The sequence below is a fragment of the Brevibacterium aurantiacum genome, assembly GCF_007558825.1.
Taxonomy (GTDB): domain Bacteria; phylum Actinomycetota; class Actinomycetes; order Actinomycetales; family Brevibacteriaceae; genus Brevibacterium; species Brevibacterium aurantiacum_A.
Genome location: NZ_VLTK01000003.1, coordinates 289284 through 301185 on the forward strand (window position 1 = coordinate 289284; position 11902 = coordinate 301185).

The 11902-nt window shown below is 63.8% G+C and carries 8 protein-coding genes; 1 reads left to right on the forward strand and 7 read right to left on the reverse strand.

Features of this window, described 5'->3' with window-relative positions; all coding sequences use genetic code 11:
• Positions 1-184 precede the first annotated feature (184 nt).
• On the reverse strand, positions 185-784 hold the full coding sequence (locus tag FO013_RS06260; protein WP_143921708.1) for a GNAT family N-acetyltransferase: 600 nt from the start codon (positions 782-784) through the stop codon (positions 185-187).
• A gap of 320 nt (positions 785-1104) precedes the next feature.
• Here FO013_RS06260 and FO013_RS06265 point away from each other — a divergent pair, with 320 nt between their 5' ends.
• Positions 1105-1695 carry a TetR/AcrR family transcriptional regulator C-terminal domain-containing protein gene (locus FO013_RS06265; protein WP_186293006.1) on the forward strand — a complete coding sequence of 197 codons (591 nt, stop codon included), beginning with the start codon at positions 1105-1107 and terminating at the stop codon, positions 1693-1695.
• A 224-nt stretch (positions 1696-1919) separates the two neighbouring features.
• Here FO013_RS06265 and metX read toward each other — a convergent pair whose 3' ends face one another.
• The 6 genes from metX to FO013_RS06295 form a co-directional block, all read right to left on the reverse strand.
• On the reverse strand, positions 1920-2954 hold the full coding sequence (gene metX, locus FO013_RS06270) for a homoserine O-acetyltransferase MetX (protein ID WP_143921710.1): 1035 nt from the start codon (positions 2952-2954) through the stop codon (positions 1920-1922).
• Between the two features lies 1 nt (position 2955).
• Positions 2956-4278 carry an O-acetylhomoserine aminocarboxypropyltransferase/cysteine synthase family protein gene (locus FO013_RS06275; RefSeq protein ID WP_143921711.1) on the reverse strand — a complete coding sequence of 441 codons (1323 nt, stop codon included), beginning with the start codon at positions 4276-4278 and terminating at the stop codon, positions 2956-2958.
• Between the two features lie 152 nt (positions 4279-4430).
• A complete protein-coding gene (locus FO013_RS06280; RefSeq protein WP_472924387.1) occupies positions 4431-7811 on the reverse strand; it encodes an error-prone DNA polymerase in 3381 nt (1126 codons plus the stop codon).
• A complete protein-coding gene (locus FO013_RS06285; RefSeq protein WP_143921712.1) occupies positions 7784-9439 on the reverse strand; it encodes a Y-family DNA polymerase in 1656 nt (551 codons plus the stop codon). The genes FO013_RS06280 and FO013_RS06285 overlap by 28 nt, the downstream gene beginning before the upstream one ends.
• A complete protein-coding gene (locus tag FO013_RS06290; protein WP_235344295.1) occupies positions 9429-10109 on the reverse strand; it encodes a DNA recombination/repair protein RecA in 681 nt (226 codons plus the stop codon). Before FO013_RS06290 ends, FO013_RS06285 begins: the two co-directional genes overlap by 11 nt.
• Before the next feature lie 39 nt (positions 10110-10148).
• Positions 10149-11828, reverse strand: a complete 1680-nt coding sequence (locus FO013_RS06295; RefSeq protein ID WP_186293007.1) for an HNH endonuclease signature motif containing protein — start codon at positions 11826-11828, stop codon at positions 10149-10151.
• Positions 11829-11902: the final 74 nt, after the last annotated feature.

Sequence of the window (11902 nt, forward strand, 5' to 3'; positions counted from 1 at the left end):
ACGAGCATCCTGTGCACCTGGACAACGACGAAAGTAGGTCGGATTCGTCTCTAATCGGGCCAATAGTCGCTGGGATGACCGCGGTCTCCTGTCCAACGTACAGCTCCCGAAGCCGACGAACGTTGTCACTCCGGCAGGTTCGACCGATGGTGATGCTGGACAAGTTGCTCGAGTACGTTTGCAATCAGACATCACTCCACATCGGCTGCAGAATCGGACCACCGTCGGGGAGCTGGATCGAGCCGCCGAGATCTCGGAACCCGCCCCGTTCGTAGAGGCGACGGTTGTCGGATGTAGACGCTTCCAAGTAGATCGGCAGGGCAAGTGCTTGGGCACGCTCCATGCCTGCAGCGAGCATAGCGGCTCCCGCTCCTCGGCCACGATGGTCCGGCAATGTCGCCATGGATGCGAGATAGAGATGAGGTGAAGTAGGACGTCGAAGCTGGGTGGCAGCTTCGGCCGCAATCATACGGCGGGTTACAGGATCATCGGCAACTTCTGGCTGATGCGGTTGGGGCGTCTCGCTCGTTGCCATGTGCGGCAGCCAGATCGACGCTGCCAGCGGCTCACCGTCGACGTCGATCGCGAGGATCAGGTTGTGATTGCTGACCACAGCGTCCAGGGATTCCCCGAACATCTCACGCATGTGTTTGTGCCTTTCCCACGGCTCGGGGATGACCCAGGCAGTCACCGCCTCGTCGGCAAACGCCGCGAGACAGAGATCGATGACAGTGTTGAGTTCAGCACTATGCGCTGTACGGGTGGATAGCTCGGTTGCGGCCATGTGCAGCTCCTTAGTTTGGGGTTCCGGTTTCACCAGACTCCATGCTCGCGGCAACCCGCGTACAGTAGTTTCGTCACATCGTTTCTGAGACGAAAGAGGCAGCAATGGAATGCGTGGAGTGCGGGTTGCCGTGGCACGAGACGCGCGGGACCGGACGCCCTCGGCGATATTGCTCCCGCTCGTGCCAAGGTCGAGCGTATCGACGTCGCCGAGATCAGGGGCGACTGAGCAAACCTGTTCGAATCGAAATGATCGAAAAGCAGTCGGCGACAACGCTTCCGACAGCCATCGCTATGGCAGATGCACAGGGAATCGATAGCGTGACGCTCCGATCAGTCGCCTCCCAGACCGGAATGGCACTGACAGCGCTGCAGCGCAGCTTCGGCAGTCGCGATCGGCTCGTCGACGCGATGGTGCAGCACATCCTTTCGTCACCGCCCGCACCATCGCCGAGAATGGGAGATCCCATCGCTACGCTCACTCATCTGGCCGAACACGAGTGGAAGAAGTATGGGTCTCATCCCTGGCTTGTGACTGTGATGGGGAGGACTCGCCCACCGTTGGTTCCGGCCACCCTGGATTCCGTGCACATCGGCATCGAAGCAATCAGGGAGACAGGCGTTGACAGCAACATTGCTCTCGACCGATATCTCGCAATCAGTGCGTACATCCAGGGCATGGCACTCCTGCTGCACGCCGAGCAGCAGGAAACCATGCACTCAGACACGAGTTTGCGCGTGTGGTGGTCGGAAGAGGTCGACCGACTCGACCGTCGGGGTTTCACGCAGCGCCATCACTGGCTCGCTGACCTCACAAACCAGTCTCTCTCCGACGGCTTCGACGTGGACGCCTGCTTCCGTGACGGCCTGGATCGTGTCATTGCTGGACTTGTGCCGCCAACGTCCCAATAAGCAATTCGCTCACATCGGGCCATGGGACAACTGCGCCCTTGACCGAGTCCAAGCGGTCGTCGACGAGCACAGCACTCCGCGAGCTGCAGAAACCGGTCACACCTCAAAGGGAACATGGCCCTCGAGGCACCCTGACGCTCCAGAGACAGACCAGCTGGACGACCAACGCTCACCACCATGAAGCAGGCCCAAAGAACCCGAACCGCTGACGAAACTTACACTGTTCAGGCGCGGAGAAAGTCCTTCAGCGCCGCCGAGACCGCCGCAGTCTCCGTGAGGAAACCGTCGTGACCGACCTCGGATTCGATGACATGATGGGTGACCGCTCCGGGCAGATTCTGCGCGAGCAGTTCGACCTGTGCGGTCGGGAACAGCCGATCAGAGGAGACTGAGACGACGAGGTTGTCGGTGCAGGCATCGGCCAATGCAGTCGCTAAGTCCTGGGAGCGACCGGTGCGCACGTCGTGATCGCGCAGGGCGCGAGAAAGCACGACGTAGCTGTGGGGGTCGAATCGGGCGGTGAGCTTCTTCGCCTGGTAGTCGAGGTACGAAGTGACTTCGTGATAGTCAGGCGATCTGCGCCGGCTGGAGAATCGGTGGTTGAGCTCCGCATCATTGCGGTAGGTCAGGTGGGCGATCTGACGGGCCAGGCCCAATCCTTGTGCAGGGAAGGCGCCGACTGCGGTGTAGTCACCGGAATAGTAGTCGGGGTCGAGTTCGATCGCGCGTTCCTGCATCATCGCCCAGGCGATCTGATCGGCGTCGCAGAAGGCCGGTGCTGCGATGATCGCGCACTTCTTCACTTTGCGTTTGTCGAGAAGTGCGAATTCGAGGGCTCTGGCTCCGCCCATCGATCCGCCGATGACGGCATGCCAGGAGTCGATGCCGAGGATCTGTGCGAGATTGTGTTCCAGTCGGGCCATATCGCGGATCGTGACCGCTGGGAATCGTGATCCGTAGGGCAGACCGTCGTCATAGACAGACTGCGGACCGGTGGTTCCCGAGCACCCGCCGAGCGAATTCGCACACACCACGAAGTATTCGTTCGTGTCGATCGCCTCGCCCGGACCGACGACTCCTGCCCACCATTCGGTGACGCTGGTATCGCCGGTCAGGGCGTGTTCGACCAGGATCGCATTGCTGCGGTCCGTGTTGAGTGTGCCGAAGGTCTCATAGGCGACTTCGACAGTCCCGAACGTGTGTCCGGATTCTGTGACGAAGCCCAGAATTCGCTCGACGGAAGTGCTCTGGGTAGTCATGTCAGGCGGCGGCCGATGCCTTCGCTGCGGCAGCGGCGAAGCCCTTGTCGATGTCGGCGATGATGTCGTCGCTGCCTTCGAGTCCCACGGACAGACGCACGAAGGCGGGATTCACGCCGGCGGCAATCTGTGCTTCTTCGTCCAGCTGGGCATGGGTCGTCGATGCCGGGTGGATGACCAGCGAGCGGACGTCGCCGATATTGGCCACGTGGGAGTGCAGTTCAAGGGCATCGACGAATGCCACAGCGGCGTCGAAGCCTCCGGCGATGTCGAAGCCAAGGACCGATCCGACACCGTTCGGCAGGTACCTCTTGGCTTTATCGTGCCAGGGGCTGGACTCGAGTCCGGCGAAGGCGACCCGGCTGACCTGTTCGTGGTTCTCGAGGTAGGCGGCAACCTTGTTCGCGTTCTCGACATGGCGGTCGATGCGCAGGCTCAGGGTTTCGATTCCCTGGGCGATGAGGAATGCATTGAACGGGCTGGCGGCCGGTCCGAGGTCGCGCAGACCCTGCACACGGGCCTTGAGGCCGAAGGAGACGTTTGCGCCGAACGGCGAATCCGCGCCGAGATCGCGAGCGTAGACCAGACCGTTGTAGGACTCATCCGGGGTGTTGAAGCCGGGGAACTTCTCCGGCTGCGTGCCGTAGTCGAAGTTTCCGCTGTCGATGACGACACCGGCGATCGAGTTGCCGTGTCCGCCGAGGTATTTCGTGGCCGAGTGGAGGACGACGTCGGCACCGTGCTCGATCGGGCGCACCAGGTAGGGGGTGGCCAGTGTGTTGTCGGTGAAGAGCGGAACACCGGCCTCGTGTGCGACGTCAGCTACAGCGGCAATGTCGAGGACATCGGAGCGGGGGTTGGAGACAACCTCGGCGAAGAAGAGCTTGGTGTTGTCCTGCACTGCTGACTTCCAGCCATCGAGGTCATCGACGTCGACGAATGTGGTCTCGATGCCCAGCTTGCGCAGGGTCACGTGAAGCAGGTTGTAGGTTCCGCCGTAGAGGCTGGAACTGGCCACAATGTGGTCACCGGCCTCAGCGATGTTCGTGATCGCCAGCAGGGCTGCTGACTGTCCCGATGCTGTGAGTACGGCGTGGACGCCGCCTTCGAGGTCGGCGATGCGGTTCTCCACGACCTCAGTGGTCGGGTTGGTGATGCGGGTGTAGATAGGGCCGAGCTCTGCGAGTGCGAAGCGATTCGCGGCAGTCTCATTGCTGTCGAAGACGAACGAGGTCGTCTGGTGGATGGGCAGCGCGCGGGCCCCGGTAACCGGATCGGGTGTCTGACCGGCGTGGATCTGGCGGGTTTCGAATGACTGAGCCATGATGTCTCCTTCGGATGCGACGGGTTCGCCCGCAATCGTTCATGCGGGTGATGCGAGTGGTGGTGATGGCTCTACTCTCATGGACTCTGTGACTTCCCCGATGTGATCTCGTCATCTTCGTGTCATGTGTCGTCATGTTCCGTCACACATCATCAGCGGAAGTTGCGGGCCTTGGTCGGCAGCTGCACCTCGAGCGGGATGAGCTTGTGGGCGTAGAGGCTCACGACCTCTCCCCCGCGTTGGATCAGCCCGGTGACCACGAGCGCGTTGCGCGAGGTCGCGATCGGCCGGAACCGTTTCATCAGCCCGGCAGTGGCGACGACGTTGAGCATCCCGAATTCGTCCTCGAGGTTGATGAATGTGATCCCCGAGGCGGTGGCCGGGCGCTGTCGGTGTGTGACGATGGCGGCCACCGTCATCCGGGTCCCGTCCGCAGCCGCTGCGGCATCCGCCGTCGAGGCATAACCCCGTTCGATCAGGGACGCTCGCAGGATCTCGGTCGGGTATCCGTCGACGGTGATTCCGGTGGAGAAGAGTTCGGCCAGGGTCGTGTCGAAGGCATCCATGGTCGGCAGGCTCGGCGCCGAGGAGATCGTGGCGGTTCCCGGGAGCACGCCCGGGTGTGCTCCCGCGACGCCTCCGGCCAGCCACAGTGCCTGTCTGCGGTCGAGATCGAAGCTGCTCAGCGCCCCTGCGGTGGCGAGCCCTTCGAGTGCCTGCTTTCCGATTCCGGTCCTCTCCGCCAGGTCCGTCACCGAGGTGAATGGTGCGTTCGCGCGTTCGGTCACGATCACCTCGGCGAAGGAGCCGACATGGGCCACCGAGTCCAGACCCAACCGGATCCCGAACTCGCCTGAGGTCTCGACGCGCTCCAGATCGCTGCCGGCCATCGAGTGGCGAATGTCCACGGGCAGGATCTTCACACCGTGGCGACGGGCGTCGGCGACGAGGGACTGCGGTGAGTAGAAGCCCATCGGCTGACTGCGCAGCAGCCCCACGGTGAACGCCGCATGGTGATGATATTTGAACCAGGCCGACTGGTAGACGAGGTTCGCGAAGCTGATCGCATGGGATTCGGGGAACCCGTAGTTCGCGAACGCGGCAATCGTGGAGAAGATGGACTCCGCGGTCTCCTCGTCGACGCCCTTGGCTGCGGCACCGGTCTGGAACTTCTGCGCCAGTTCGGTCATCCGCTTCTCTGACCGCCGTGATCCCATGGCCTGCCGCAGCTGGTCGGCGTCGGCACCGGTGAAGCCGCCGACGTCGATGGCCATCTGCATGAGCTGCTCTTGGAACAGCGGTACCCCGTAGGTCTTGGCCAGGGACTTCTGCAGCAGCGGGTGGAGGTATTCAACCTCGTCGAGGCCCTGCCGTCTGCGGATGTAGGGGTGGACGGACCCGCCCTGGATGGGGCCGGGCCGAATGAGTGCGACCTGGACGGCGAGATCGTAGAACGTCTCGGGACGCAGACGGGGAAGGGTCGCCAGCTGGGCTCGCGATTCGACCTGGAAGACACCCACCGCATCGGCCTTCTGCAGCATCTCGTAGACACGGTTGTCCTCGTCGTCGATGTGGGCGCGTTCGATGAGCTCACCCGTGTGCCGGTGGACGAGATCGACCATCTCGTGCAGTGCTGTGAGCATGCCCAGCCCCAACAGGTCGAACTTCACCAGGTCCATGGCGGCGCAGTCGTCCTTGTCCCATTGGACGACGGTGCGATGCCCCATCGTGGCCTTCTCGATCGGGACGACCTCACCGATGGGACGGTCGGCAAGGATCATGCCACCGGAGTGGATGCCCAGGTGACGGGGTGAGCCCAGGAGGTCACCGGCGATTCTGAGCACCGGGGCCGGGACCGGGGAATCCTCGGCTTCGGGCAGGGTCGACCAGCGGTTGCTGGCTTTTGAGAACGCATCCTGCTGACCGGGTTCGTAACCCAGGCTGAAGGCCGCATCCCTGATCGCCGACTTCGCCCGATAGGTGATGACGTTCGCGACCTGAGCGGCCCGTTCACGGCCGAAATGATCATAGACGTATTGGATGACCTCCTCCCTCCTGCCCGATTCGATGTCGATGTCGATGTCCGGATAGCCCTTGCGATCCGGTGAGAGGAAACGGTCGAAGAGGAGTTCATGCTTGACCGCGTCGACGGCGGTGATGTCGAGGACGTAGCAGACGGCGGAGTTCGCAGCCGAGCCTCTGCCCTGGCAGAAGATGGCCACCCGATGGCAGAACTCGGTGATGTCGTAGACGATGAGGAAGTATCCGCAGAACCCCAGCGTCGCGATCATGTTCATCTCCCGATCGAGCTGCGCCCATGCCTTCGGGTTCGCAGTCCGGGATCCGTAGCGTCTGGCACCGCGGTCTTCAATGAGCTCGCGCAGATATTCTTCGGCCCCGCGGGCATCGGGCATCGGAGCACGCGGCAGATCCGGACGAGCCGAGTTGAGGACGAAGGAGCATTCCTGGCCGATGGCCACCGCGTTCTCCAAGGCCTGCCGAGGGAAGCGTGCGGCCATCTCCTCGCCCGTATGGATCCGGGCATTCGCTGTCGCCGGCAGCCACCCGGCCAGCTCGTCGAGGGACAGTCGAGACCTCACCGAGGCCCTCACCTGCGCGGACTTCCATTGCGCTCGGGTAGCGAAGTGCACACTGTTGCTGGCTACGACCGGCAGATTGGTCCGCTGTGCAAGCTCGCCGAGGTGGCGCAGCCGTTCATCGTCGTCCGGGGTTCCGTCCCGGCTGAGTTCGACCGCTATCCGGTCGGCTCCGAAGAGTGCGATGAGCTCACGCAGGGCTCCGAGCCCACCGTCGGAATCATTCAGGGCTCGGCGCAGGGGACCTTTGCGACAGCCGGTGAGGATCGTCCAGTCCCCGCTCATCGCGGCCAGCTCTTCGAGACCGAACACCGGCCGGTTCTTCTCCCCTGCCAGGTTGGCCTCGGTGATGGCCATCGACAGTCGGTGATACCCCTCGACTCCGCGGGCAAGGACTAAAAGGTGGGTGGCGTCGGGATCGGTCTGGCCGGGGATCTTCTCCTCCAACCCCACGGACAGCTCCGCGCCGAAGACGGTAGGCAGTCCCACCTCGGCGGCGGCATGGGCGAACCGCACCGCACCGTAGAGACCATTGTGATCGGTCAGCGCTAAGGACCTCAGCCCCGCGGCCGCACCTGCGGCCACGAGATCCTCAGGGTCGGAAGCCCCATCGAGGAAGCTGAACTGGGAGTGCACATGCAGCTCGGCCCACTCGACGGTCGAAGTGCGCAGAATGGGCCCCTGGCCAGGTCCCGAATACCGGCCGGTGCCATCGGAGCCGCCGGGTCCCACCGATACCTGATGGCGGTCGGGGCGGGAGAAGGCGGGCGCGTCGGATCCGTCGGCGTGTTCGTCAACCGTCTGCCTGTTGACCGTCTGCCTGTCGGCGACCTGTTTGCGGCTGGTCTGTTTGCCCTCCAGCCTCTGAGCCAGCTGGGACCAGGGTGTGCGCGGATTCGAGAAGCCCATCAGCGGTACCGGCCGGTGATGTACCACTGGCCGTTCTCCTTGCTCAGCAGCAGTGCCTGCCCCGAGTCGGTGACGACCTGCAGCCGGGTTCGGTAGATGGCTTTCGTCGGATCCCACCAACCGGATTCGACAGGCCAGGAACCCGAATAGTCAATGACCGCCTCGGCGGTTCCGGTTGGGAAGCGGATCGCATACGGCGCCGACTCCAGGCCAGCGGGACGTGCTCCCACCGGTCGGCCTCCCGCGGCGAGCACGTCGACGGGCAGACGTTCGACCGTCGTCGGTCGGGGGGCGTGCAGTGCCCCGGGCCAGGGTGCGCCGGGGCTGCGCACAGGTGATGCCGCTTGCTGCCACGGTGTCCACAGGTTCGTCTCGGCCGGATCCCATCCGCCCTGCAGCCCCGGGACCAGGACCGAATCGGGACCGAACAGTCCCTGCAGTCGCTCCAGCGTGTGGGTGACCTGTCCGGTGTTCTCATCGAACAGGCTCTTCGTCGCACCGATGGGGGTGGTCAGCTCTGCGGCCACGAGGCCCAGAGCGATGATGCCCTCTTCGGAGAAGTCTTCCGGGTCGGGACCGGGCTCGTCGGGAGCCGACCCGAACTCGGGAGTCGACCCGAGCTGAGGTGCGGCCGGTCCCTTTCGAGCGGCCCCTGCCAACCATCCCTCTGCCTGCCACCGCAGACGATCGGCGATGGTGTTCTCGTTCATGTCCTCGATCCGCCAAGTCCGCTTCGAGGACTGCCCTGAGACAGCGATGAGCTCGATTGTGATCTGCGTGCACACGAGCCCTCGGCGCCGCACTGTCGTCAGCAGGTCGGCGGCGAGCTGGCGGGTCAGGAATCCCAAAGTGTCGCTGCGGGTGGTCGGTGTGTCCAGACCGAGTTCGACATTGAGTCGTTCCTCCCGGACATGATCATTCAACGGCGTCCACTCGGTTCCTGTGGCCAGATCGTGCGCGCGTTTGCCCAGTGCCCCGAATCGTGAGTTCACGTCCCGCGCGTCGATGTCGGCCAGGTCCCCCAGGGTCCGCAGACCCAGCTGGGTGAAGGTGTCGATGAGTTCGGTCGCGCCTGCCCCGGCATATTCGAGGGTGCTGATCGGCTGAGCGGCCAAGAACTCCGTGGTCTGCCCTGGCTCGACCCGGCGCGCCTGCCCCGCGGCGAGGACTGCCGCGAACACGGTGTCGGCAATGCCGGGGAAGAACTCCCACCCGGTGACCGATACGAGTGCGGAGATCAGCGCCTCCACGGCGGTGGGCTCATCGTCATAGCCGTGTTTGAGCGAGTCGAGGGGAATGGCGAGCGTGCCGGGGCTGAGCAGAGTGAACCGCGCCACGAGTTCTTCGAGCGCTCCGACTCCTGCGGAGAAGTGCCTGTTGTCTGCCTCCTCGTCCCAGGCCACCACGTGTGCTTCGGGACAGCGGTACCCGACCGCACGTTTGTTGTTGCCCAGAGCGATTCCGGCTGCGCGCGCAGGCGCATTGGCTGCCATCACCTTGCCCCCGCTGAGAACCGCCACCGGAGTGCGAGGGCTGAGGTCATGCTCGGTCGCGGCCGCCACCGCGGACCAATCGGGGACGGTCAGAACCAGCGTGCGACGGTCAGCGGTGCCGGTGCGCACAGCCCTGGGCTCAGCAGCGGCGTCAGCTGACACTGCGGATCACCGGCCGTTCGAATACACCCTCAGATGGGGAAGGTGCGGGTGCCTCGGCAGGAGTCCCGTCCGGTCCGGGCAACAGGAACCGGTGGACGCCGGTCTGAGATCGGGCCTGCACGAGGCAGGAGCGGAGACGTCCATGGCCGTGTTCCGTGCCCGACCACTGTGTATCGGTGATCTCGATCTGCTCCGTGCTTCCAGGCATCGACGTCAGACTGATGAGGCTGATCTTACGTTCGCGCACCTTCGCCAGCAGCCGGGCGCGTTCCCCAGCGCTGGGCAGAAATCCCGGGTCGATGACGAGGATATCGAAGGACTCGATGAGGATGGAGGCCACCCGCAGCCAGTCCTCGGCGGGGGTGACGAGGTTGACGAAATGGTCGAGGTCAACGCCCAGATCGGCAATGGACGACACGGCTGGTTCTCCGAGTCCGATGCCGGCGCACCATTTCTGCTCCTGGGTTGCGACGGCGATCGCAGCGAGAGCACAGCTCAAGGACTGGCCCCCGGTCAGTGTCACGATCTCACCCCTGGGAAGACCGCCTCGCCGAAACATCGGTGCCAGCACCGGATCCACAGCGCGGGGGGCAGGCCCATCGAACAGAGCAGTGGCCGTGGAGATACCCATCTCCCGGCTGAGCTGTTCAACGAGTGGTACTGCAGACATGACATCCATTATCGAACTAGTGTTCTAAATAGGCAAGATTTACGCAGCGGCATTGTTCGCCCGGGCGTGTCGCCATTCCGCTTCGAACATCCACGCAATGCAATAGTCCAGGCTGAAGCCGTACCCACCGCCGAGAGTGCTCGGATCCGCTTCGGCTACCGCCTTTTCGGCAACTTTCACCAGCCGCGCAGTGTCGAAGACGTGGCGCCCTCGCCTCCTCTCCTCGAGGGGAAGCAGCTGCGAGCCGTCGGGCAGGAAGAAGGCGAATGCCGCCTGTCCGTCCAGCGTTCCGGCGAATGGTGCTGGGGTCCGTGAGATATTCAACTCATATTTGTGCACCGCCGTGTGGTGCGTGCGGCAGAGCAGGATGAGATTGTCCAGGTCCGTCGCTCCGCCCTGTGACCACGGACGGATATGGGGAGCGTCGCACCTCCTGCGGGCGCGGCAGCCCGGGAACTGGCATCCCATGTCCCGTGCGCTCAGCGCCAGGCGTTGGCGTCTGCTCACCAGCCTCTTCGAACGGCCGAGCATGAGCACGTCTCCGTCGGCGTCCTTGATCGCCCCGCTGATCAGGGCTTCGCAGCTCAGCCGTTCCGCCGTCGCCGAGGTGATGCCTCCGAAGCCGTCAACCCGACAGGTCAGGTCCCTCTTCCCGACCACAGACGTCCCCGCGGGGACGTCGTAGAGGACAGCATCGGTGGTCTCGTGCTCGGTAGTCTCGTACTCGGCGTCTGCAGCATTGAGGGCACCGAATCTGGTCACCACCTCGGCGGAGGCATGCACGAGCATGCGGGCGCGGTCGACGTCAACGGTGCCGGACGACTCTGCCTGCGGAAACGCATGCACGATCTCCATCAGGCACATGACCTGCGAGATCGGCTCATACGGCGGCTTCTCAACCTGCTCGTCCGTGTCGACCTCTTCCGTGTCGGACTGCCCATTCGTGCCGGACTGCTGTTCGAGGACATGCCGAGCAGCGTCGAGCATCGAGGAGAACTCAGCGGCTTCATCCTCGCCCAGGTCGATCGTGATGCGGATCCGCCCGGGTTCGGTGGTCCGCATACTCAAGCTGTCGCGTGGAAGGAAGCGGGGTGGCCCACCGGCCTCGTTCGCGTCGGACAGCTGGAGGTAGTTGCGAGTTATCACACCGATCTGGCTTCCGGTGGAGACATCGGCTAAGCGCAAGGCCTCCTCATCAGGGATCCGCCCCACCAGCCTGGTGACCTCGCGCACCTTGGAGAAGCTGACATTCCCCTCCCCCAGACTCTCCTTGACCTTGGGCATTTCGCGCAGCGCCATCATCACGCGGACGTATTCACGTGCGGTATGTGCGCTGACAGCAGCGATGTGCATGACCCACTGAGGCAGCGATGTCACGCCCACCCACTGTGCCCACAGACCTCGGCGTTCGACCTCGTCGATGAGTGCAATGACACGGGCATGGCAGAAGGCGATGCACGAGATGTTGCGTCGAATGTCGGCAACCAGCTCCTCGGAGGTGAGGTCGCCGAGGCCAGTCCCTGTGTCCGCCTGAGGATCCGCATCCGTCTCACCGCCAGCGCGACGTCCAGGGCTCGGCTCGGCGTGCGGAGCTTCCGCCTGCGCCCTCGAGTCTCTGCTGTGGTCGCTGGGATCGACGCTCATCGATTTGAGAATCTCTGAATCTGAGAACGGATCCGGATAGTCCTCAAATGGATCTGCCGCCGTGTTCTCGACCATGGTTCCCACCTTTCCCCTTCGGCCCCTGTGACCGTTCGGTTCGCGAGTCCCCATGACCTCGAACCAGACTTTCA